General features: G+C 57.9%; 25 protein-coding genes and 5 pseudogenes. 22 read left to right on the top strand and 8 right to left on the bottom strand.

All coding sequences use genetic code 11. The features are described from left to right. Positions 1-115 precede the first annotated feature (115 nt). Positions 116-1,489: a nucleotide 5'-monophosphate nucleosidase PpnN gene (ppnN, locus tag ACYZT2_RS16940; protein ID WP_253549049.1), complete on the bottom strand. Its 1,374-nt coding sequence runs from the start codon at positions 1,487-1,489 to the stop codon at positions 116-118. A 228-nt stretch (positions 1,490-1,717) separates the two neighbouring features. Here ppnN and ACYZT2_RS16935 point away from each other — a divergent pair, with 228 nt between their 5' ends. Both ACYZT2_RS16935 and ACYZT2_RS16930 read left to right on the top strand, forming a co-directional pair. Next, on the top strand, positions 1,718-2,245 hold the full coding sequence (locus ACYZT2_RS16935; RefSeq protein ID WP_461965774.1) for a DUF3087 family protein: 528 nt from the start codon (positions 1,718-1,720) through the stop codon (positions 2,243-2,245). 150 nt (positions 2,246-2,395) lie between these two features. After that, a pseudogene (locus ACYZT2_RS16930) lies at positions 2,396-3,840 on the top strand (sensor domain-containing diguanylate cyclase). Positions 3,841-3,855: 15 nt separating this feature from the next. Here the strand turns inward: ACYZT2_RS16930 and ACYZT2_RS16925 are convergent. After that, the gene (locus tag ACYZT2_RS16925) at positions 3,856-4,242 is read right to left on the bottom strand and encodes a DUF2784 domain-containing protein (protein WP_461965772.1); all 387 of its coding nucleotides are present in this window, start codon (positions 4,240-4,242) and stop codon (positions 3,856-3,858) included. 136 nt (positions 4,243-4,378) lie between these two features. Here ACYZT2_RS16925 and ACYZT2_RS16920 point away from each other — a divergent pair, with 136 nt between their 5' ends. The 5 genes from ACYZT2_RS16920 (at position 4,379) to ACYZT2_RS16900 (ending at position 7,172) form a co-directional block, all read left to right on the top strand. Continuing rightward, entirely contained in the window at positions 4,379-5,077 is a 699-nt protein-coding gene (locus ACYZT2_RS16920; RefSeq protein WP_032830637.1) for an AzlC family ABC transporter permease, read from the top strand. Next, on the top strand, positions 5,077-5,388 hold the full coding sequence (locus tag ACYZT2_RS16915; protein ID WP_461973140.1) for an AzlD domain-containing protein: 312 nt from the start codon (positions 5,077-5,079) through the stop codon (positions 5,386-5,388). Before ACYZT2_RS16920 ends, ACYZT2_RS16915 begins: the two co-directional genes overlap by 1 nt. 72 nt (positions 5,389-5,460) lie before the next feature. Next, positions 5,461-5,619, top strand: a complete 159-nt coding sequence (locus ACYZT2_RS16910) for a hypothetical protein (RefSeq protein WP_253549043.1) — start codon at positions 5,461-5,463, stop codon at positions 5,617-5,619. 267 nt (positions 5,620-5,886) lie between these two features. Next, positions 5,887-6,786, top strand: a complete 900-nt coding sequence (locus ACYZT2_RS16905) for a polysaccharide deacetylase family protein (RefSeq protein ID WP_461965769.1) — start codon at positions 5,887-5,889, stop codon at positions 6,784-6,786. 134 nt (positions 6,787-6,920) lie between these two features. After that, the gene (locus ACYZT2_RS16900) at positions 6,921-7,172 is read left to right on the top strand and encodes a DUF1652 domain-containing protein (RefSeq protein WP_461965767.1); all 252 of its coding nucleotides are present in this window, start codon (positions 6,921-6,923) and stop codon (positions 7,170-7,172) included. Here the strand turns inward: ACYZT2_RS16900 and ACYZT2_RS16895 are convergent. Further along, on the bottom strand, positions 7,162-8,064 hold the full coding sequence (locus ACYZT2_RS16895) for a LysR family transcriptional regulator (protein ID WP_461965765.1): 903 nt from the start codon (positions 8,062-8,064) through the stop codon (positions 7,162-7,164). The genes ACYZT2_RS16900 and ACYZT2_RS16895 overlap by 11 nt on opposite strands. Before the next feature lie 91 nt (positions 8,065-8,155). On the opposite strand from ACYZT2_RS16895, the pseudogene ACYZT2_RS16890 reads away from it, so the two are divergent. The 3 pseudogenes from ACYZT2_RS16890 to ACYZT2_RS16880 form a co-directional block, all read left to right on the top strand. After that, positions 8,156-8,902 (top strand): annotated as a pseudogene (locus tag ACYZT2_RS16890) (dioxygenase family protein); the annotation flags it as partial. A gap of 195 nt (positions 8,903-9,097) precedes the next feature. Further along, positions 9,098-9,544: pseudogene (locus ACYZT2_RS16885) on the top strand (cupin domain-containing protein); the annotation flags it as partial. After that, positions 9,544-9,678: pseudogene (locus tag ACYZT2_RS16880) on the top strand (SDR family oxidoreductase); the annotation flags it as partial. The pseudogenes ACYZT2_RS16885 and ACYZT2_RS16880, both read left to right, overlap by 1 nt. Positions 9,679-9,721: 43 nt before the next feature. Here ACYZT2_RS16880 and ACYZT2_RS16875 read toward each other — a convergent pair. Both ACYZT2_RS16875 and ACYZT2_RS16870 read right to left on the bottom strand, forming a co-directional pair. Continuing rightward, positions 9,722-10,006, bottom strand: coding sequence for an NUDIX domain-containing protein (locus tag ACYZT2_RS16875; protein ID WP_461965763.1), 285 nt, complete (start codon positions 10,004-10,006; stop codon positions 9,722-9,724). A 288-nt stretch (positions 10,007-10,294) separates the two neighbouring features. After that, the gene (locus ACYZT2_RS16870; RefSeq protein WP_461965761.1) at positions 10,295-10,534 is read right to left on the bottom strand and encodes a hypothetical protein; all 240 of its coding nucleotides are present in this window, start codon (positions 10,532-10,534) and stop codon (positions 10,295-10,297) included. A 91-nt stretch (positions 10,535-10,625) separates the two neighbouring features. Here ACYZT2_RS16870 and ACYZT2_RS16865 point away from each other — a divergent pair, with 91 nt between their 5' ends. The 4 genes from ACYZT2_RS16865 to ACYZT2_RS16850 all read left to right on the top strand — a co-directional run bounded on the left by ACYZT2_RS16865 (position 10,626) and on the right by ACYZT2_RS16850 (position 13,017). Beyond that, positions 10,626-11,852, top strand: coding sequence for an RtcB family protein (locus ACYZT2_RS16865; protein ID WP_461965759.1), 1,227 nt, complete (start codon positions 10,626-10,628; stop codon positions 11,850-11,852). A gap of 102 nt (positions 11,853-11,954) precedes the next feature. After that, positions 11,955-12,209, top strand: coding sequence for a hypothetical protein (locus ACYZT2_RS16860; protein ID WP_461965757.1), 255 nt, complete (start codon positions 11,955-11,957; stop codon positions 12,207-12,209). An 86-nt stretch (positions 12,210-12,295) separates the two neighbouring features. Further along, positions 12,296-12,631 (top strand): hypothetical protein, encoded by a 336-nt coding sequence (locus ACYZT2_RS16855; RefSeq protein ID WP_461965755.1) that lies wholly within the window; start codon positions 12,296-12,298, stop codon positions 12,629-12,631. A 155-nt stretch (positions 12,632-12,786) separates the two neighbouring features. Continuing rightward, positions 12,787-13,017 (top strand): hypothetical protein, encoded by a 231-nt coding sequence (locus ACYZT2_RS16850; RefSeq protein WP_461965753.1) that lies wholly within the window; start codon positions 12,787-12,789, stop codon positions 13,015-13,017. 261 nt (positions 13,018-13,278) lie between these two features. Here ACYZT2_RS16850 and ACYZT2_RS16845 read toward each other — a convergent pair whose 3' ends face one another. After that, entirely contained in the window at positions 13,279-13,473 is a 195-nt protein-coding gene (locus ACYZT2_RS16845; RefSeq protein ID WP_461965751.1) for a hypothetical protein, read from the bottom strand. A gap of 187 nt (positions 13,474-13,660) precedes the next feature. Here ACYZT2_RS16845 and ACYZT2_RS16840 point away from each other — a divergent pair, with 187 nt between their 5' ends. The 3 genes from ACYZT2_RS16840 to ACYZT2_RS16830 all read left to right on the top strand — a co-directional run bounded on the left by ACYZT2_RS16840 (position 13,661) and on the right by ACYZT2_RS16830 (position 14,821). Beyond that, positions 13,661-13,855, top strand: a complete 195-nt coding sequence (locus ACYZT2_RS16840) for a hypothetical protein (RefSeq protein WP_237881667.1) — start codon at positions 13,661-13,663, stop codon at positions 13,853-13,855. 120 nt (positions 13,856-13,975) lie between these two features. Continuing rightward, a complete protein-coding gene (locus ACYZT2_RS16835; RefSeq protein WP_461965749.1) occupies positions 13,976-14,281 on the top strand; it encodes a hypothetical protein in 306 nt (101 codons plus the stop codon). Between the two features lie 285 nt (positions 14,282-14,566). Further along, on the top strand, positions 14,567-14,821 hold the full coding sequence (locus ACYZT2_RS16830; RefSeq protein WP_461965747.1) for a hypothetical protein: 255 nt from the start codon (positions 14,567-14,569) through the stop codon (positions 14,819-14,821). Positions 14,822-14,994: 173 nt separating this feature from the next. Here ACYZT2_RS16830 and ACYZT2_RS16825 read toward each other — a convergent pair. Then, a pseudogene (locus ACYZT2_RS16825) lies at positions 14,995-15,127 on the bottom strand (CBS domain-containing protein); the annotation flags it as partial. Positions 15,128-15,270: 143 nt separating this feature from the next. Between ACYZT2_RS16825 and ACYZT2_RS16820 the strand changes: the two are divergent. After that, positions 15,271-15,471 (top strand): hypothetical protein, encoded by a 201-nt coding sequence (locus ACYZT2_RS16820; RefSeq protein WP_461965745.1) that lies wholly within the window; start codon positions 15,271-15,273, stop codon positions 15,469-15,471. Between the two features lie 36 nt (positions 15,472-15,507). On the opposite strand, the gene ACYZT2_RS16815 is transcribed toward ACYZT2_RS16820, so the two are convergent. Further along, positions 15,508-16,191, bottom strand: coding sequence for an SOS response-associated peptidase family protein (locus ACYZT2_RS16815; RefSeq protein ID WP_461973138.1), 684 nt, complete (start codon positions 16,189-16,191; stop codon positions 15,508-15,510). Positions 16,192-16,408: 217 nt separating this feature from the next. Between ACYZT2_RS16815 and ACYZT2_RS16810 the strand changes: the two genes are divergently transcribed. The 4 genes from ACYZT2_RS16810 to nosR all read left to right on the top strand — a co-directional run bounded on the left by ACYZT2_RS16810 (position 16,409) and on the right by nosR (position 22,018). Continuing rightward, the gene (locus ACYZT2_RS16810) at positions 16,409-16,852 is read left to right on the top strand and encodes a CopD family copper resistance protein (protein ID WP_461965743.1); all 444 of its coding nucleotides are present in this window, start codon (positions 16,409-16,411) and stop codon (positions 16,850-16,852) included. 117 nt (positions 16,853-16,969) lie between these two features. Further along, on the top strand, positions 16,970-18,316 hold the full coding sequence (locus ACYZT2_RS16805; RefSeq protein ID WP_461965741.1) for an oxygen-independent coproporphyrinogen III oxidase: 1,347 nt from the start codon (positions 16,970-16,972) through the stop codon (positions 18,314-18,316). Between the two features lie 22 nt (positions 18,317-18,338). Beyond that, on the top strand, positions 18,339-19,727 hold the full coding sequence (gene hemN, locus ACYZT2_RS16800) for an oxygen-independent coproporphyrinogen III oxidase (RefSeq protein WP_461965739.1): 1,389 nt from the start codon (positions 18,339-18,341) through the stop codon (positions 19,725-19,727). A gap of 77 nt (positions 19,728-19,804) precedes the next feature. Continuing rightward, positions 19,805-22,018: a transcriptional regulator NosR gene (nosR, locus tag ACYZT2_RS16795; RefSeq protein ID WP_461965737.1), complete on the top strand. Its 2,214-nt coding sequence runs from the start codon at positions 19,805-19,807 to the stop codon at positions 22,016-22,018. The last annotated feature ends 24 nt before the right edge of the window (positions 22,019-22,042 follow it).

The raw sequence follows: 22,042 nt of genomic DNA, 5'->3' as shown, positions 1-22,042 counted from the left end.
CACAATGGGTTCCTGACTGAGTTTCCCAAATACAAGAAACCCCGCATCACGCGGGGTTCCTTGTTTTCAGTGGTTTAAACGCCAGCTCAAGCCCGTTCCCACAGGGTTTTGCGTATTAAGCCACCACCCGATAACACGGCACATACTCCGCGCCGCCCGGCAGTTTCATCCGGTGCTGGGCGACGAAGGCTTTGAGCAATTTGTCCAGCGGCTGCATGACCGCGGCATCGCCACGGATCTGGTAGGGCCCGTGCTCTTCGATCAGGCGGATGCCCTTGTCCTTGACGTTGCCGGCGACGATGCCGGAGAACGCGCGGCGCAGGTTGGCGGCCAGTTCGTGGGAGGGCAGGTTGCGGCTCAGTTGCAGGTTGGCCATGTTGGCGTGGGTCGGGTCGAAGGGGCGCTGGAAGCCTTCGTCGATCTTCAGCAGCCAGTTGAAATGGAACGCGTCGTTGCGCTCGCGACGGAACTGTTTGACCTCTTTCAGGCCTTGAGTCATTTGCCGCGCCACTTCAACCGGGTCGTCGATGATGATCTCGTAGTGCTGCTGCGCGGCTTCACCGAGGGTGGCACCGACGAAGGCGTGCAACTGTTCCAGATACGGCGCGGCACTTTTCGGCCCGGTGAGGACCACGGGGAAGGGCAGGCCTTCATTATCCGGGTGCATCAGGATGCCGAGCAGGTAGAGGAACTCTTCGGCTGTGCCCGCGCCACCCGGGAAAATGATGATGCCGTGGCCGACGCGGACGAAGGCTTCCAGACGTTTTTCGATGTCCGGCAGGATCACCAGTTCGTTGACGATCGGGTTCGGCGCTTCGGCGGCGATGATCCCGGGTTCGGTCAAGCCGAGGTAGCGGCCGCCGTGGATGCGCTGTTTGGCGTGGGCGATGGTCGCGCCTTTCATCGGGCCTTTCATCACGCCCGGGCCGCAACCGGTGCAGATGTCCAGGCTGCGCAAACCGAGTTCGTGGCCGACTTTCTTGGTGTATTTGTATTCTTCGGTATTGATCGAGTGGCCGCCCCAGCACACCACGATTTTCGGTTCGACCCCGGGGCGCAGGGTGCGGGCGTTGCGCAGCAGGTGGAAGACGTAGTCGCTGATGCCTTGAGAGGTGCTCAGGTCGATGCTCAAGGCGTCGAGTTCGTTTTCGGTGTAGACGATATCGCGCAGGGCGCTGAAGAGCATTTCGCGGGTGCTGGCGATCATTTCGCCGTCGACGAAGGCATCGGCCGGGGCGTTCAGCAGTTCCAGGCGCACGCCACGGTCTTGCTGGTGAATGCGGATTTCGAAGTCTTTGTAGGCTTCCAGAATGGTCTTGGCGTTATCGACGTGGGCGCCGGTATTGAGGATGGCCAGGGCGCACTGGCGGAAAAGGGTGTAGGTGATGCCGGATGAGGCTTCGCTCAGTTGCTGTACTTCACGTTGGGACAGTGTTTCCAGGCTGCCTTTAGGGCTGACCGAGGCGTTGATTACATGTCGTTGGGTCATTCAATGATCCTTAAAACGATGTCACCCGCCGGCAGGCGCATGGCATCCGAATAGTGTGTATCCATGGAGAAGATGGCACGAACTGCGCTGTATCGCCATGTTCCCCCGTTTGACGATGGAAAGATGAAAAGGAGCCCCAGCATAGCTAAATCCTCCGCAGAGGCGATAATGCCCCGCAGTCTTTTTGTCACAGAGCCTTTTACCATTGATGCAAGGAACCCCGTCGCGATGTTCGAAATCCAGCCAATGAATGCCGAAACCTATCGACGCCAGACGCGGCGCAGCACGGTGATCATCACCCTGATGTTCCTGGCGCTGGCGATGGTGCTGTCCACGGCGGCGGTGGCGTTGTTCGGTGAGCCCGGCGGCGACAATCTGCGTTTCAACGTGGGCGGGGTGTTTGCCGCATTGTTGCTGATGGCGGCGCTGATGCGCGGCACGTTCTGGACCCAGGAATGGATGGCGCCAGCGGTCTACGGTTGGCAGCTCAAGCGCAGCCTGATGAGCATCACCAACGTCATGCACCAGGTCACGGCGGCAGTGGAGAAGGGTGATCCGAGCGCCATGAAGCTGCTGCGTTTTTATCATCTGGGACTGAACCAGATGCACCAGTTGGACGGCAACTCCAGCGACCATAGCCAACTGATCCGTGAGATGGACCAGCACAAGGCGCGGATGGACGCGCTGGGTATCGAGACCGAACAGACGCATTTGAATCCGGCCTGGCTTGAGGTGGTGAAGCAGACTCAGAAGTAGGCTGACGATCACGGGCGATGAGCATTTTCGTGCAAATCACCTATCGTATTCGTTGATGAGTCATAGTGGTCCGAGCGCCAGCCACGGCTGGCTGGCGCTAAAAGGGCGAACGAGAAAATTCGCCATGTCATAAGGGATTAAGGAAGCGTCATGGGGCATCCGTCCGTCAAAGATCGTATTGAAAGCACCCGGCTCGCCACGCCTTGGGTGCCTGGCCAGGTTGAGTCGAAACTCAGGGTTCGATACGCAGTCTTCCTGCTCGTTGCGGTGTGCCTGTCCATGACGGCCATTGCGATCGGGGAAGGCTGGAACGCGCGGCAGTATCATTTGCGCGGCAGCGAAGTGGAGATGTCCAACCTGGCGCAAACCCTGGCCTCACAGGCGCAGGCATCGATCAAGCAGGCCGACACGCTGCTGTTTGCCGTGGTGGACCGCCTCGAAAACGACGGCATGGAACCGGCAAAAATTCCCAGGCTGCAACGTTTGCTCCAGGCCCAGCGCGGTGAACTGGCGCAGATCCATGGGCTGTTCATTTTCGACGAAGAAGGACGCTGGGTCGCCAACTCCAACAACGCTGTGCGGGCCAATGCCATGGGCGGTTTGCCGGCGTGGTGGTGGCTTCGATCTATCTCAACCATTTTCTGGACCTGTACAACAGTATCGACATGGGCAATAACGGGGTGGTCAATTTGATCGCCGACGACGCCACCATCGTCGTTCGCCGACCGTTCAACGAAACCGATATCGGCACCAGCATCGCCAAGGGGCCGCTGTTTACCCAGCTGTTGCCCAAGGGCGATTCCGGTACGGCAATCGTCAAATCCTCCGTGGACGGGGTGGAGCGGGTTGTGGGGTTTCGACGGGTCATGGGTTATCCGCTTATCGTTTTTGCTGCGCTCGACAAGCAGGAAGTCCTGGCCGGCTGGCGGCAGGAGTCAATACTCAGTGCGGGCATCGTCTCATTGCTGCTGGGGTTTCTGGGCGTTCTCGGTTATCGCCTGATCCGCGTGATGAATCAGCAGAATAATATTCAGAACGAATTGCTGGAGGCTCGGGACAAACTCATTGAGGTCAACCATAGCCTCAAGTTGCTGGCCCTGGAGGATGCACTGACCGGGCTTTCCAACCGGCGTCAATTCGACCTGTTCATCCTGGCGGAAATGGGCCGCGCCAGGCGCACGCACACCAGCCTTGCGTTGCTGATGATCGATGTCGATCATTTCAAGAGTTTCAATGATCACTACGGTCATTTGGCGGGCGATGAATGTTTGCGCAAGCTCAGCACCATTATCACCGACAACATCCAGCGCCCCGGCGATCTTGCTGCCCGCTTCGGTGGTGAGGAGTTTACGGTGGTGCTGCCTGGCACCGATTATGTGGGGGCGTTCCTGGTGGCAGAAAAGATTCGGCGCGCGGTTCAGCAAATGGACATCAAGCACAGCGGCAGCGCCGAAGGCATCGTCACGGTCAGTCTGGGGGTCTGCGCCTATAACCAGACGTCGCAGAGCCAGCCTGAAGACTTGATCGGCGCAGCAGACAAGGCGCTGTATGTGGCCAAGGCCAGTGGCCGGAACATGAGCGTCATTGCCAACTGAACTCAACCAGACCGCTTACTGCCCTGAACGAGTCGGGTGCCGCAACCTCCATAACCGGATCAGTCGCAGGTAGATCAGCACGTTGATCGCCAGCACCACGCTGCCCAGCCCCAGCTGAATCGTGGGGGTCAGCCCGGCCGGATAAATAATCGGCCACACATAATGTTCAATAAAACCGCCGCCGTAACCGGTTTGCCCGGCCGCTTGGCGCATGAGATTTTCCCAATCGGTCAGTGGGCACGTCAGGTGGAAAACTTCCACGATCACGCCCCACGCGGCGGCGGGCAGGTGCCACCAGGCCAGGCGGTGCCATTTGAGCACCAGCAGCCCGCCGAACAGCACGAACAGAATGAACAACAAGTGAGACAGGACCAGCCCGTCGGCGGCGATTCGGTAGAGCATGTCGATTCCCTGACGCGTTATGTGAATCGTTCCATGGTACTCGCGCCGGATGATCGCCAAAAGTGCGCAAGATTGTTCAAGCCATTGGCCGCGACTGCTGGCACAGTCTGGGGTCTTTCTCTGGTTGTAGAGCGTTATGTCCAACTCACTCATGCCGCGCAGTGCATTCCTTCGCGGTGCCGCGGCCATCATGCCGTTGTCCTTGGCGACCGCGCCTTGGGGGTTGCTGGCCGGTTCCATGGCCATCGAGGCCAATCTCACACCGCTGCAAGGCCAGGGGCTGTCGAGCATTGTGTTTGCCGGCGCGGCTCAATTGGTCGCCATCGGCATGCTCAAGGGCGGCGCCGGGGTCTTTTCGATTCTGTTGACCACGTTGTTGCTGACCTCCCAGCATTTGCTTTACGGAATGAGCATGCGTTCGGTGATTTCCCCGTTGCCGGGCCGCTGGCGTGTGGGGCTGGGCTTTTTGCTCACCGACGAGTTGTTCGCCCTGACCAGCCAGCATGACAAACAGCAGTTCAATCGTTGGTATGCCTTGGGCGTGGGCCTGACGTTCTACATCGCGTGGAACCTCTTCACCCTGGCGGGCATTGTGCTGGGCAGCAGCATTCCGGGCCTTGAACACCTTGGGCTGGACTTCTCCATCGCGGCGACCTTTATCGCCTTGATCACACCCGTGGTGCGCAACGTCCCGACGGTGGTCTGCGTGGCGGTCTCACTGTTCTGTTCGGTGCTGTTCAGCTATTGGCAATGGGGCTCGGCCCTGGTGCTGTCGGGGTTGGCGGGCATGACCGCGGGCTTTATCTGCAATAAACTCTATGTGGGGCGCACATGATGGTCTGGGCTGTGATTATCGGGATGGGCCTGCTGGTATTCCTGAACCGCTACGTATTTCTTGAACCTCGACTGCCGCTGCGTTTGAGCAGCAATGCCCGGCAGTTCCTCGGTTTCGCGGTGCCGGGCATGCTTACAGCAATCTGCGGTCCCATCGTGTTCATGCCCGACAAGCAGCTGAACCTGCAATGGGACAACCCGTACCTGATCAGTTCGCTGGTGGCGGTGGGCCTGGTGATTTACACCCGCAACACCTTGCTCAGCATGTTGTTGAGCATGGGGTTCTTCTTTTTGCTGCGGTGGTGGCTCTGAGTCGTCTCATCCGAAACTGTTCTACGCTTAAAACAGATGACAGATCTTTTTGAAAAAGGAAGGGAGGTGGACATGGCCACTGAACCGACGCGTCCGGACCCGGATGAGGACATCGATGAACCGACGGAAGAAGAGCTCGAGCGGCAAAGGCGTTCGCGGCCGGACTGGAAGCATCCTGACGACGGTAAAGAGCTGTCGGATCGCGACCAAGAGCGTCCGTTGAAACCCTGATCGGCTGGTAATCAAAATCAAAAGATCGCAGCCTTCGGCAGCTCCTACGCCATTTAATGTAGGAGCTGCCGAAGGCTGCGATCTTTTGATTTTTGGGGCAAAACAGTCAGACGGGCGCCAGAGTCCGGGAGCGGGCGCTGGAACCAAACACTGTGTACCCTTATCCAACCTCGGCTTGCAGCGATCTGCAGACCGGTCGAAGGATGTATGGGCGAGGGGTTTTTGCCATTAAACGTGATGACCGCAAGGTCTGGTCCAAGGCAAAACATGAAACAGTTGGTCAAGGTTCTCTCCGCGTTCGCTATCGCAGTCGGCCTGTTGGGCTGCATCGCCGCGCCCATTGAAATGACGCCGCAGACGCAACTGGGTCTGCGCACACAAGCACCGATCCGCTTTCTGCTGACCTTCGACGACGGGCCTAGCGCGTCGGGTTTTTACAACCCGACCGTCACGGTGCTCGACAGTCTTGCGCGCAATCCGCTGCAACCCGACATCAAAGCCGTGTTCTTCGTGCAGACCCGTGACTCACGCGCCGGCGGCAGTGAAGCGGGTCGACAGATCATGCGTCGCGAACACGCCGAAGGTCACCTGCTGGGCTTCCACACCGCCACGCCCCGGCACACCAACCATCGTTCGCTGGACCCGGAAGAGCTGGAACAGTCGCTCACGGATGGCAGCGCAGACATCGCCGTGATCAGCAAAGCCTCGCCGACTCTGGTGCGTCCGCCATTCTGGAACTACGACAAGCGCACCTTTGCGGCCTATCAACAGCATGGCATGCACGTAATGCTGACCGACCTGAGCGCCAATGACGGCAAGATCTGGGGCTTCAACGCCAGCCCCCGTCGGCGGGCCAATATGCTGCGGCAACTGTCCGAAGTCCGCGAGCGCATTGCCCTCGGCGAGTTGCCGACGGTGGACGGGGTGATTCCGGTGGTGGTGACCTTTCACGACCTGAATCGCTATACCGCCCGGCATACCCGGGAATACCTGCAAATTCTCCTCGACAGTGCCGGTGCCACAGGTCTGGTCACGGCGCAGAAAGCGTTTTACGACGACACGGCAGCACTGCAGCGAGCGGCCATGGCGCGTACTGTCCGTGACAGTTCAGAGGCGGTTGAGCTGCCAGGGATCTGGAACTGGTTATGGGGCGCAGATACCCACTGAGCGATGTCGGGCGATTAACTGTTCAAAGTGAGAAGTAGCTAACACTAATTGTTAGCGTTCGCTGGCGCGGGTTTATTGAAGTTGATCTACGCTGAGTGGATCCAATCGGAAAACCGTCCCCGAGGGCGCTCGCCATGATTCCAGTTCCCCAGCTTTGCAGCATTGTGGAGTCCGGTTTCAAACCGCTGTCCTGCGAATGCACCGTGAATCGCGATGAAACATTGCGGATCAAGGTCTTCGATCGCAGCACCGGGCGGATTGAGCTGTTGATCACCGGCGTATCGCCCGACGAGTTGACCAGTGTCCGCGATATTTCCAACCTGATCGGCGAACTTCGCACCGAAATGCGTGCCGGGCGCCGAGCGTTTGCCGGGGTCATGGCCTGATTGTCGAACCTTCGCGCGGCAGCAGTTCATCGATCATCCGCAAACAATGATTCAACCCCGGCGATACATCGCCCACGCGCCTGCTGAGGATGATCGGCGAGGTGGCGTTGTCTTCCAGCACCGGGGTGAAGCCAATGTCGTCGCGGTGCAGTAATTGCACTGAGGCCGGCACCAACGTCACCCCGATTCCCGCACCCACCAGACCGATCGCTGTTTGCAGCTCGTTGGTCCATTGCGCCACATTGATGTGCACGCCATAGGATTCAAACAACGCGATCACATGGTCGGCGTAGCTGGGCCGCGGATTACCGGGGTAGAGCACGAAGGGTTCTTTTGCCAGGTCACGAAGGCTGATCGGTCCGGCCAGTAATGGATGGCCGGCGGGGAGGGCGGCGACCAGCCGGTCTTCAGTCAAAACAGTCTGGATGATCGCCGGGTCGTCGATGCGAATTCGCCCGAAACCAATGTCGATGCGCCCGGCCTTGAGCGCCTGCACCTGTTGCAACGTGGTCATTTCCGAGAGCCCCAACTCAAGCGCCAGCGGCTCGCCGCTGCGCAGTCGACGAATCAGTTCCGGCAGCACGCCGTAGAGTGTCGATGGCGCAAAGCCGATGCCCAGCCAAGTCTTTTCGCCCAAACCAATCCGCCGTGTGTTGTCGCAAACCTTGCCGAGTTGTTCGAGCAGGGCGGTGGAATGTTCATGGAAAAACCGCCCTGCGTCGGTCAGCTTCAGCGGTCGGCCGCGCTCCAGCAGAAGCACCCCGAGTTCATCTTCCAGCTGCTGAATCTGCCGGCTCAGCGGCGGCTGGGCGATGTGCAGCAGTTCGGCGGCGCGGGTGAAGTTGAGGGTTTGAGCCAACACCTGAAAATACCGCAGGTGACGCAGTTCCATGAGGCCTCCGGACGTTGATCGGTTAAATACCTTTAAGGTATCGAGCCAGACCAATTCTATATTGGCCCCCGGAAAAAGCCGTACGAGAATCCTCAACGTGCTGGGTGCGCGTCAAGAGGCCGGGTTGGTGGTGGCCGGGCTCGGTCTGGAGCATTACCTCGACCTGCTGATGGACGCCGAAGACGAGCAGGCCGGCAAGGCCGGTGGCACACCGCGGACCATCGAAGGGCCGCTGTACGTGGCGGGTGCGCCACTATCGGAAGGCGAAGCGCGGCTGGATGACGGCGTCGATCCGGGTGTGGTGCTGTTCATGCAGGGCCAGGTCAAGAATACCGCCGGCGAACCGTTGGCCGGCGCGGTGGTGGATGTCTGGCACGCCAATACCGGCGGCACTTATTCGTACTTCGATACCACTCAATCGGAATTCAACCTGCGTCGACGCATCGTCACCGATGCCGAGGGCCGTTACCGTTTTCGCAGCATCGTGCCGTCGGGCTACGGCTGCCCGCCGGACGGTCCGACCCAGCAATTGCTCGATCAACTGGGCCGTCATGGTCAACGGCCGGCGCACATCCACTTCTTCATTTCGGCAGCGGATCATCGCCACCTGACCACCCAGATCAACCTCGACGGCGATCAGTACCTGCATGACGATTTCGCCTACGCCACCCGTGATGAGCTGATTGCCAAAATCACCTTCAGCGATGATCCGCAGCGTGCGGCGGCCCATGGCGTGAGCGGGCGTTTTGCCGAAATCGATTTTGATTTCACGCTGCAGTCGTCTTCCCAGCCTGAGGAGCAGCAACGCCACGAACGGGTTCGTGCGCTCGAGGACTGATATCCTCGCCCAGCCGGACCTTTGTGGGAGCGAGCCTGCTTGCGAAAGCGGTGTGTCAGTCAACGTTGATGTTGAAGCTGATGGCCGTTTCGCGAGCAGGCTCGCTCCCACAGGTCGGTCAACTGACACATCGATGCGAGCACTGCCCTGGAATGGCCCGACGCACCCTATAACAACAATGAGAGTGATCCGATGATGCAAGCGCAATTGTTGAGTCATCGCAGCAGAGTCTTCGACCACGCCGACCCTTACGCGGTATCAGGCTACGTCAATCAGCATGTCGGCAATCATTGCGTCCAGATGCCCAGGGCCGGCCGGCCGCTGGCCAGCCTCGATCATCGCAAATTCGCCAGCCTCGACCTGTGCCGCATCAGTTACGGCGCCAGCGTGCGGGTTATGTCCCATGCGCTAGACAGCATCTATCACTTGCAAGTGCTGCTGCGCGGCAACTGCCTGTGGCGTGGCCATGGCCAGGAACACTACTTCGCGCCTGGCGAGTTACTGCTGATCAACCCTGATGATCCGGTTGATCTGACTTATTCCAGTGATTGCGAAAAATTCATCCTGAAAGTCCCCACCCGACTGCTGGAGTCGGTGTGCGAAGAGCAGCGCTGGCGGTATCCGGGGCAGGGCGTGCGGTTTCCCTCGACAGCAGTTTGATGAAGCGCTACGGCACGCTGGATGAGCAGGCAAGCGCTATCCTGTTTCTGGCCAGCGACGAAGCCTCCTATATCACCGGTATGGTCATGCCGGTCGGTGGCGGCGATTTGGGCTGAGAAGCTCACGAGTGACGTCGGCTAAAGCCTGAATACCTGTAACCTACAAGCGACGCTGAAACGCTTTGACGATTCTGAGCGTGGCGTCGCTTATTTTCAGGTTGTGGACGGCGTCCAACGGATACCAGATGCAGTCGAAGATTTCATTCTGTGGCCGAGCCACTGTCAGGTTTACGACCGACGCCTCGTATACATGGTGTCGGGTACTGGTTGTCTCCAGCTCCATGAGGTACAGCAGGCCATCAACCCCAAGTCCTGTTTCTTCGTAAAGCTCTCGCATGGCCGCGCCCGCAGCAGTTTCGCCGGGCTCTACTTTTCCGCCGGGCAAGGTCCAGCGAGACTTTGGTCATGCGCACCTTTGTGGAGAGCGAGCTTGGTCCGGGCGGCGTTCCGACGCTGGGTTGCGTAGCAGCCCCAGAAATCTGACAACCCTTGCCGATTTTTGTGAGCGCTACGCACTTGAGCGGGAGCAAGCTCCCTCGCCACAAGTTTCTCACTGACTCAAGACTCTCTTAAGGGGCTTTTTCATCGCTGTCTGACGGGTCAGTAAACGTTGCCGTCCATCCCGCCTGTGGAGGGGGAATACTCAACGACGTGGCCAGTAGGACATCACTCTCTAATGACTTTTCGTTCGACTGATGGCTTTTGCTTTCACTTCCTCGGCATAGCCCGCCAATCGTTCTTCATCGCCCTGGAACAACGCGCACAGCCTTAGCGTTGCCTCTGCGTCCACATCATTGCCAGCCAGGCGCAACTGCTCTGCGATGCGCGAAAGTTCTACCGCCGACCACCTCAGGTCCGAGGCTACACCTTGCAGGTCGCGCCGAAGTTGCTGTTCATATTCGTTAAGCCACATGATGACCTCCTGCAATTCCCCGCTACGAAATAGTAGTCCCATTTACCTGCATGGAGCGTTATGTTCGTCTGATCGCAAGAGAGTCGAAATCATGCAACAGCCCGTCTACCAACTGCTGGAAGTCGCCAACGGCAAGCCGATCAAACTCTGGACCGAGGGTGTTCCGGTTGAAAGCGAAGCCCGGCAGCAACTGATCAATATCGCGAAGATGCCGTTCATCTTCAGGCACCTGGCGGTGATGCCGGATGTGCATCTGGGCAAAGGGTCCACTATCGGCAGCGTGATCCCCACCGTGGGCGCGATCATTCCGGCGGCCGTGGGGGTGGACATCGGCTGCGGCATGATTGCCGCGCGCACTTCACTGACCGCCGACGACTTGCCAGACAACCTGCACGGCTTGCGCAGTGCCATCGAAAAGGCCGTGCCTCATGGACGTACGTTGAGCCGTGGTCGCCGCGATGAAGGCGCCTGGAACCACGTCCCACACCAGGCCGATCAAGCCTGGGCAGCGCTGAGCTCACGGTTCAAGGCGATCACTGACAAATACCCGAAACTGGCCAGCACCAACAACCGTCAGCACCTGGGCACCCTCGGTACCGGTAATCACTTCATCGAGGTCTGCCTGGACGAGGCCAACCGCGTCTGGTTCATGCTGCACAGCGGTTCTCGTGGCGTTGGCAATGCCATCGGGACACTGTTCATTCAATTGGCTCAATCGGACATGCGCCAGCACATCGCCAATCTGCCGGACCGTGATCTGGCCTATTTCAAGGAAGGCAGCCGGCACTTCGATGATTATGTCGAAGCGGTGGGCTGGGCTCAGGACTTCGCTCGGCAGAACCGGGCATTGATGATGCAGGCGGTGATTCAGGCAGCGCGGCAAGTGATCCGCAAACCCTTCGAGGTCGCGCTGGAGGCTGTGAACTGTCACCACAATTACGTGCAGAAAGAGCGGCACTTCGGGGAAGACATCCTGGTCACCCGCAAGGGCGCGGTATCGGCGCAGAAGGGCGAACTGGGGATCATTCCCGGCTCCATGGGTGCCAAGAGTTTCATCGTTCGAGGTCTCGGCAACGAGCAATCATTCTGTTCCTGTAGCCACGGTGCTGGTCGGACCATGAGCCGCACCAAAGCCAAAAATACCTTCACTGTCGCGGACCAGATCCGCGCGACCGCTCATGTGGAGTGCCGCAAGGATGCGGCGGTCATCGATGAGATTCCGATGGCTTACAAGGACATCGACAAAGTCATGTACGCCCAGCGTGATCTGGTGGAAGTGCTGCACACTTTGCGACAGGTGGTCTGTGTGAAGGGATAGCGATGAGAGGTGCTTCCATTGGTCGGGAACATTAACGAAGTAAACAGCTCTGCTGTCGTATTGAGGTAGTGATTTATTCGCTGGGGCGAGGCCATCTTCACAATGACGACTACCGATGATTTTCGGCACCATGCGCATGAGCTGATCGTTGACCTGGATGCGGCTACCACGGAGATGATGAAGCTGATCTCTGCGCATCAGTTGAGCGGTCCGGAATGGGAGCGGATCACTAAATGGCAGCATGAAGCGTATGAGCGGTGGATGGCGTACTTGAATGCGAGATCGTATCCCGATCCCGATCCCGATCCCGATCCCGATCCCGATCCCGACTCGGGGGGCGGGCCGGCGCAGGACTAAGCCCCGTTATAGAGATCGTCAATGGTCCGCTGGATGTCTGCGCAAGGACAGGCTACATTTCCCGTTTTTCAGAATGGGGAAGTGTCATGCGCAGGTTGATGGCGGGAATAACGGTGGCTGTGTTGGCGGGCTGTTCATTACCCGCATCCGTGGTGCCCGGCGAACCCAATGTCAGCAAGTACAGCGAGAAGGCGCCCAAGGAATATGCCGCGTGTGTACTGCCATTATGGCGTCAGGATATTCCTGGATCGACGCAATCGGCGATTTCCAACGGCTACCGGATCACCGCACCGAGCATCATCACGGCTGACGAAATTCTGGACATCGTGAAATCGAAGGATGGCAGCCGGGTATCGCTTTATCAGGGGCCACCGTGGGCCAAGTCAGGGGCGTTGCGCCAGACTGTCCGGGATTGTTTGTAACCCGCAGCTGCCGTATGTCGGACCTGGCCGGACCGAGTCGGAGCCGTATATCGGAGCCGTATATCAGAGCCATATGTCGGAGCCATATGTCGGAACTGAGGAACGGTCATTCCTGAATCAACTTCCAAGAGCTGACAGTCCATGGGAGTTTGGCTATGAATGATGATCGAAAAAAGACAGCCCTTGAGGCCTGGTACCGGCTCTTGAGAAAACCGGAGGCCGGGATGGATTGTGAAGAACACTACGACAAACTGCTGAAGGCGGCGGATGAAATGGAAGGGGCCGGAGTCATCAACAACGCCGAATGGCGTGAGCTGGTGCGCGATGCACGGGGGGCTTTTTCCGTTGCAAGCGATGGTGTTGGGAGCGGAACAGTCAACAGATGACTTAAAAATAGTGTGGATATTTAAAGGGTTAGGGATTTAGTAACTGGACAGTGAGTCAGAATATCTTGTTACAAGTCGCGCGATTGGTTAATATTGCCCCGCGTTCACCACCACGGTTTATGCATTTTTAAAGCCCAGGCGTCCATCAGCTGCCTGGGCTTTTTTTTGTCTGGAATTTGGTAGTGGCTTATAAACACGCTGCCGGCGGAGCGCCAGCAGCGAGATGATGAGCGGATGGGGTAACGCTATTGAAGCCGACGTTTACTTGGCCGGATCAGCCTTTCGCCGATCGCTGCCGGATGGGTTACCGGTGTCAAGAAGCCTTCTCTCTACCAGGACATTTTGCAGAGCCTGGCGTGCCGAAGGGCTTAGCTGATGTTCTCTCTCCTTGAGTTCGAGCAAGATGGGGTTGGACCATCCACGATAGGTTTGCTCGGAAATACGAGTAGATGTCATCTATCTCTCCTTTGATGAGTCGCCCGACAACACAGTGGGCGAAGTCCTGTGCGCTAAAAATCCTAGTTGAGGAAACGACTTGTCGCCAGTGACGCATTGCAATGAGGTGCCGATCATCCTTCGCGTCGGGGGTTGTCCACGATTCGGGCGTAAACTAAAAAGGCTACCTCATCAGAAGGAGCCGCATATGATCGCCGACCAAATGAACAGACAGGCGTCGGAGCAAAGCGCTGTTTGGGATCAATACTTCTGTGCCGCGTTGATTGCGGAAAGCAATCTGACGGCACCGGTGGTAGGAGAAGCCACTCACGAAGACAGGCAGAATTTGCTAATCCAAAGGGCCAAAGCGCTCGCCGACAAAATGCTCGAAAATAGAAGATAACCGGAGCCCAGCCATTGCGCTGGGCTCTTCACTTTTTGATGTTCTTATCTTTCTGCCAAGTGAACGCTCCTGGGTCGCGGATCGTCTACAGTTGGTAATTCATGGATACGGAGATCGAACATGAAGTGCTTAATTTGTCAGGCTGCCTCCAATACTGTTCACCCGGCTGAAGAATGGTCAGAAGTCAGATGCTCGGCCGGATGTGGACGCTACAAGGTCTCGGCGAACCTTGTGGCGAAAATGAAATTCAAGAACGAATTCTTTGACATCGAACACACAAGGCGATGGCTTGAGATGGCGCGCAATGACGATCCGGTGCCGTTGATATCCACCTATGACTACTACGTTTCCTTATTGCATCGCGACACCGAGGAAAAGTCGGTCATCGCGCCGATTCGCTCCAGGCAGCCGTTGGTTGCGGATTAGAATCCGTCTGTCCTGGCTATAACCCCATCTCTCGTAGGAGCTGCCGAAGGCTGCGATCTTTTGACCTTCAGCGGCTCCTGAAAGATCAAGATCGATCGCAGCCTTCGGCAGCTCCTACAGGGGCTCACGCAGGTGTTGCTCGATCATCGAGAAAAAACAAGCAACCTCCACGGATAGCCCATGTCGATATCAACATGTCCCCGCTATTCGTCACCCACACCGATCCCGGTTGTCAGCGTTTATGGCGGGCTGAAAGCGGCTGTACTGAATAGTCAGGAGGTGGCTATGAACTGTCCGCTGTGTGGAAACACCAATGCGCTGGAAGATCTTTCGTTCGGGGGCGGCTTGCGTATTTATTGCGAGCCGTGTGGTGGTTTCTATCGAATTTCAACAACCCTGGATGCCTTGGCCGATGGAAAGACTTATGACATCGAGCGTGCTCGAGCCCGACTGAAAAAGAAGCGTGAAACCGACAAATTGGAAGATCAGGATCCCGCGCTAGGCGCGGAGGACAAAGACCTGCTTGTCGAGCCGAACTGATCTGTCGCTGAAATGGGATCCAGTGAAAGGCGCGCCTTGCCCCCATGCACCAGCGGATGCTTACGGAAAAACTCGCCTGACCCCTGAAACCGCATTCCGGACGGAATAGTTCCAGACCAAGCCAGGCGAGCACGTGCCAGATTTATGGGGACTTTAATCCTGACGAGCGCCGGTTAATGAGCCTGCGCTACGCCCTGCAGAACAGTAGCGGCCGCGGATTGGGATCGAGTGCTGGCAATGTTTCCCAGCGATACGACACCCACCAGACGGCTTGTCCTGGTTGAGCACGGGAAGGCGACGCAGTTGAAAGACTCCTTAAAGTAATGATTCAGTGGATTAAGGGCTGCCAATTTTTGCAACTGGGAGGGGAGTGCGGGGGGTAGGCGGTCGATCTGGAGAACAGTTTCTCCATCCCCACAACCTTTTTCAGCGAACCCCTGGGCTTCCAGATGGGCCATTTCTACTTCCACGAGATCTATCGGTACATCACCGAATCAAACTACGACGCACTGGCCGAACGAGCACTGGCGGATTACCCGCAGGTCAATAGGCAACTTTTTTACCGGGTCTATCAGATCTGCAAGCACCACAACATCGGTCGGCTGGAGCGCCGGGATATTTTCCTCAAGGGGTATTTGAAAAGCCGCTAGTAGTCGAGGTGGCGTGCCAGGCCTGCGTCAGGAAAGTTAATCACTGATCGGCACGATCAGGTCCGAACCTTGATTGTGTACATTGCCGATAGCCCGATCGACCTTGAACCATTCGAACGCCTCAACGGGCTCCCCCTCCAGTCGCACTAGCTGTTCGGCGCGTTCTTTTGGCGTGGCCGGATCAAGCCACTCCCGGGCCCGTTCGGGATTGAGCGTCACCGGCCGCCGGTCGTGAATATCCACCATGCCGCCCTGACTGTCCGCGGTGATGATCACGAAGCCGTCATGCTCGTCCGGTTCATTTTCGTATCGTGGATACTGACCAATGGCGGCGCACAGGATCGGCGCGCGATCCTTGCGACGAATGAGGTAAGGCTGTTTCTTCGGGCCGCCCTCGTAAACCCATTCAAACCAGTTATCGATAGCAATAATTACCCGGTGCGGCCATATCTCCTTGAAGAACGGGTCGTGGGCAACTTTCTCAACCCTGGCGTTGATCGGTGTCGCGTGTCCCTTGGCCCACTGCGGTCGCCAGCCCCAACGAACCCTGTCGGCATGCAGCACGCCGCTTTCTTCGTGGAAGAGGACGAGCTGAGTCGACGGCGCGGCGTTGTAGAGCTCGAGCGGCTGATCGCCAGCATTGTTGACCAAGGCGTTGGGCATGCTCAGCGCCGCCACGAACTCGTGAACACCTCGATATTGCGAAAGTCGTCCGCACATGGCTGAGCCCTCATGCTGAAGCTTAAGCTTAGACAATAGTTTCAGAGTGAGCTTTGAGGCTGTCTGACCAGCAACGCCTTCAAAAAGCAGGGGCATTTGCGACACGCGGCCAGGCCGCATCCGGGATTCGCGGGTTTCTTGATTGATGTCAATCGCCTGAATCGAGCTGCTCTGTATTCTCAGGAGAAACCGACAGCTGAATCGAGGGCGAAAAATCATGCTCTATCCGCTGTTTCTTACCTTTCATCTGTTTGCCGCCCTGATCTTTATCGGCACGGTGTTCTTCGAAGTCCTTTTTTTGGAAAGCATCCGCAAACAGTTACCCGCCAAAGTAATGCTGCTGGTCGAGCAGGGTATTGGCCGCCGCGCCCGCACCCTGATGCCATGGGTGCTGTTGGTATTGTTCGGCGCGGGGTTGGGCATGGTCTGGTTGCGCTATTTGCCCGTCCTTGCAACGCCAATGGCCTCATCGTTCAGCACCTTGTTGCTGTTGAAAATCATGGTCGCCGTGAGCGTGCTGCTGCATTTCCTGGTTGCCATGTTTTTGTTCAAAAGCGGCCGAATGAACGCCCGATACCTGCATTTCATCCATGGCAGTCTGTTCTGCCATATGGTCGTCATCGTGCTGCTGGCCAAGGGGATGTTTTACCTGACGTGGTGACCGTTTCTGACCGATGGTCTGTCCTGCAAGCACTTGGCTTGCGCTTGATACAAGTCAAGGAGCATTGATCGCCGATCCCGGACACTGTTGATCCGCAGCCAGTCTCGGAGACCTGTCATGCTCGATTTTTCTCACGCCCCCGGCGAGCTGATCGCTCGGTGCGATCAGGGCGTACTCGACCCCAACTGTCATGCCGACACGCAGAAGTTTCATGACGGCATCGGCTCTCTGGATTTGCTCCGTGCCTTGCGCGTCAGCCGCCAGAAACGACGCCCGATCGCCCTGAACGTGCAGCTGCCTTCCAGCCTCAAGCCAGCCTTTTGTTCCCCACTCGACGTCTCCTGCGAGCACGGCGGCATCGAACAGTATCTTCAGCGCCTGGAGCAGGAGATCGACCTCCTTGGTTGCCATCTGGGTGCAGAGCAACGGGTCGAACAATTTCATCTGAGCGGCGGAACACCCACCATCGCTCATCTCGAACGGCTGATGAGTCATCTGCGTGGCCGGTTCAACTTTCTCGAGCATGAGTGCGGCGACTACAGCGTCGACGTGGATCTTCACCATACCGATTGGTCGACCATGGGCGCGTTGCGCGACCAGGGATTCAATCATGTCAGCATTGGCGTTCCGGATATCGACACCGACTGTGACATGTCGGTGGCCTGCTACCAGAACCCGGCCCCCATTCATTCACTGATTGATGCCGCCCGCACCTTTGGTTATCGATCCATCAATGTCGATCTGGGTTTTGGTCATGCCTGGCAAACGCCAGAAAGCTTCGCGCTGAAGCTGGCGGCGATCATTGAGCTGGAGCCGGACAGGCTGATGGTGTTCGACTATACCCGACCACCACGCCGCTATCGGCCAAGGCTCGGCGACAAGGTCAGGGAACTGTGCAGCCAGGACGATAAAGGCGCGATGCGCCAGATCGCCTTCGAACAGTTGATCGCCGAGGGCTATCACTACATCGGTATGGGGCAGTTTGTGCAGCCCGACGATGATCTGGCGATCGCTCAGGAGCGCGGCCGGTTACGTCGTACTTGTGACGGTTTTACCTGTCATGGCTATTGCGACCATATCGGGTTCGGTTTGGGGGCCATCAGTCAGATCGACGATTTGTATACGCAAAACACCGATGCAATCGAGCGTTACCAGCAGCAACTGGACCGGGGCCAATTGCCGACATGTCGTGGCTGGCGTTTCGAGGCGGGGGATCAGATACGGCACATGGTTATGGAGCGACTGGCGTGTGATCAAGAGCTGGATATCCGCGCCATCGAACGGCGCTATGGGCTGATTTTCTCCAAGTATTTTGCATCTGTCTGGCCATTGCTGGAGCAATTGAGTCGTGACGAGTTGATTGAATTGTCGGACCGTTTCATCAGCATTCTTCCCGCCGGCCGGCCGGAAGTGGATGCCATCTGCAGCCTGTTTGAAAAGGATTTGGGCAGTGCAAGGCATTAACCCACCTGCGAGTTGATTGATCATGAAACCTGCATTCGATTTCGATCGAGCCCTGGTCGAAAAGTATGACCGCCCCGGGCCGCGCTACACCTCTTACCCCACGGCGCCGCAGTTTCATCAGGCGTTTGCCGTCGACGACTATCAGCGTGCCGCCTCCGACAGCAACCTGGCGGCGGTGCCCAAGCCATTGTCGGTGTATATCCATATTCCGTTCTGCAAGAGCCTTTGCTACTACTGCGCCTGCAACAAAATCATTACCCAGAAAACCCATCGGACCGTCGAATACCTGACGTACCTCAAGCGTGAAATCGTGATGCAGGCAGCGTTGTTCGACAGCACGCGCAAACTCACGCAACTGCACCTGGGCGGTGGCACGCCGACGTATTTGACCAGTGAACAGCTGGCAGACTTGATGGAATGCCTGCACCAGGCGTTCGACATGGACGACAGCGATGACCATGAGTTCTCCATCGAGGTCGATCCACGCACCATCAACACCGAGCAGATCCAGTCGCTGCGTCAATTGGGGTTCAATCGTCTGAGTTTCGGCGTGCAGGACTTTGACCCCGACGTGCAGGCGGCGGTCAATCGGCAGCAAAGTGAAGAGCAGATTTATGCACTGGTCGCGGCGGCGCGCGAGGCGCAATTCAAGTCGATCAGCGTCGATCTGATTTACGGTCTGCCGCTGCAGACAGTGCAGAGTTTCGACGTCACCCTCGGCAAGATCATCGCCCTGCGCCCGGACCGGATTGCCGCTTACAGCTACGCCCATTTACCGGAGCTGGTACGCGCGCAACGGCTGATTCGTCCGGCGGACATGCCGCCACCGGAGCGCAAGCTGGAGTTGCTCGAATTGACCATCCGCCGGCTGACTGAAGCCGGTTATGTCTATATCGGCATGGATCATTTCGCCTTGCCGGAAGATGAACTGGCGCTGGCCCGCACCGCTGGCACCCTGCAACGCAATTTTCAGGGCTACTCGACCCATGCCGACTGCGACTTGATCGGTCTTGGAGTGTCTTCGATCGGCAAGGTCGGCGACAGCTACAGCCAGAGCGTCAAGGAACTTTCGCAGTATTACGCCCGTATCGATCAAGGTTTGTTGCCGGTGCATCGTGGTTATCGCTTGAGCGCCGATGACTTGCTGCGCCGCGAAGTGATCAGCGACCTGATGTGCCACGGCAGGATCGATTTCGCCAAGTTCGAAGCCGGTCATGGTATTTGCTTCACCGAGTATTTTGCCGATGGGCTGGCGCAACTGGACGAGCAGGTGCGTGATGGACTGTTGCAGATTCACAGCGACGAGTTGGTGCTGTTGCCGCAAGGGCATTTGATGATGCGCAGTGCGGCGATGGCGTTTGACGCCTATTTGGGAGGGGAGCAAAAAGGCCGGTTTTCCCGCACCGTTTGAGGTTTCGGAGCGCTCTGGTGCAAGGAATGTTATCGAGTTGATTTCAATCAAGGGCAGGGCGCACAACGCTGCCTAACATGGCCGCAAGCCCCATTGAAATCAGCGAGTTCATGACAATCCATCAGCCTTCGACACATGGCAACCTGCGCATCTGGAGCGTCGGGTTGGTGGTGATGGTCTTGCTGATGATCGCAGCGTTCGCGACGGTGCAGGCCAAGTCATACGGCGACATCGAGCAGCAGCGCATCGAGAAGGTTTTCCCTCAAACCGATTCGGTGTCCGCAGCCGAAGGCAAGTTCAAGGTGCGCACGCTGTCCGCGGCCGGCAAGGTCATCGGGTATGTGTTCCAGAGCCTGGATGTGGTGGACATTCCGGCCTACTCGGGCAAGCCGATCAACACTCAGGTGATCCTCGACACCGCCGGGGTGATTCAGGACGCCTATGTGCTGGAGCACCACGAACCGATTCTGCTGATCGGCATCCCCGAAGAAAAACTCCATGGCTTCAGCGCCCGATACAAAGGGATCAAGGTCAGCCAGCGGGTAGTCGTCGGCCATTCCAGCGACCCGAGCGCGGTCACCGTGGATGCCATCGCCGGCGCAACGGTCACCGCCATGGTGGTCAATGAAGTCATCATGCGTGCCGCCCATGAAGTGGCCATATCGCTGAAGCTGATCGAGGACAAGGGTGGGGTGGTGAACAAGCCCGCCGTCGTGCGCCAGGACTTTTTCGAGCCTGCCACCTGGGAGCAACTGACCGGTAACGGCGCCATTCGCCGGTTGAACCTGACCCGTGGGCAGGTCGATGCCGCCTTCAAGGGCACCGAAGCCGAAGGCGTCGACAACGCAGGCCCGGATCAAGTCGATGACACCTTTATCGAGCTGTACACCGCCGACTTGAACCCACCGACCATTGGCCGCGCGCTGCTGGGCGACAACCAATATCGCTTCCTCATGCAGGACCTCAAACCCGGCGAGCAGGCTATCGTGGTGCTGGGTCGTGGGCTGTTTTCCTATAAAGGCTCGGGTTATGTGCGCGGCGGGATTTTCGATCGGGTGCAATTGCGCCAGTTCGGCAACGTCATCAGCTTTCGCGACATGGACCATCAGCGGCTCTCCGACGTGTTTGCCAAGGGCATGCCCGAGTTCACTGAAATGTCGGTGTTCATTGTGCGCAAACCGGCCGGATTCGATCCGGGATCGCCCTGGTCCCTGGAGCTCCTGGTGCGGCGTCAGACGGGACCGGTCAGCGGCACCTTCAGCAGCTTCGAACTGCCTTGTCAACTGCCCGAGCCCTACCTTGAGCGACCTGCACCCAGTGCCGAGGAACGGGCGGCCATCGAGGAAGCCAGCCGGCCGATGTGGTTGAACATCTGGTACCAGAAACACTTCCAGATCGCCGTCCTCGCGAGTGCGTTGTTGCTGCTGACGGCCATCCTGTTTCTGCAAGACAAACTCACCCGTCGGCCACGCTTTCTGCACTGGCTGCGTCGTGGTTACCTGCTCTTTACCGTGGTCTTTCTGGGCTGGTATGCCCTGGGGCAATTGTCGGTGGTCAATGTCCTGACCTTTGTTCATGCGCTGTTCGAGCACTTTCGCTGGGAGCTGTTTCTCACTGATCCGCTGATCTTCATGCTCTGGGTCTTTACCGCCGCGAGCATCTTGCTGTGGGGCCGTGGCGTGTTCTGCGGCTGGCTGTGCCCGTTTGGCGCGTTGCAAGAGCTGATCAACGAAGCCGCGCGCACGTTGAAAATTCCCCAATACGAATTGCCGTTCGCGATCCATGAGCGGCTGTGGGCGATCAAGTACATCATCTTGCTGCTGCTTTTCGGCATCTCCCTGGAATCGATGGCCACCGCCGAGCTGTTCGCCGAGGTGGAACCGTTCAAAACCGCCATCACCCTCAGGTTCGACCGCCAGTGGTGGTTCGTGCTCTACGCGGTGGCGCTGCTGGTCATCAACATTTTCACGCGCAAAGTCTATTGCCGCTACATCTGCCCGTTGGGCGCGGCGCTGGCAATCCCGACCAAATTGCGCCTGTTCGACTGGCTCAAGCGCCGCAAGGAATGCGGCAGCCCCTGCCAGTTGTGCGCCAAGGAATGCGAAATCCAGGCGATTCATCCAGATGGTCGGATCAATGCCAACGAGTGTCACTACTGCCTCGATTGCCAGATGACCTACCACAACGAAGACAAATGCCCGCCGCTGATCAACAAGCGCAAGAAGCGCGGCAAACCGGCACCCGTGGCGGTGCAACTGATACCTGTCGTGGAAGTGCCGGCTGCTGAATGAAGCTCGCGAGCGCACCTCTGCAGT

It is taken from the genome of Pseudomonas sp. MDT1-85 (assembly GCF_054898065.1).
Note: the sequence above shows the minus strand (reverse complement) of the source record. Positions and strands in the feature narration are given on the sequence as shown.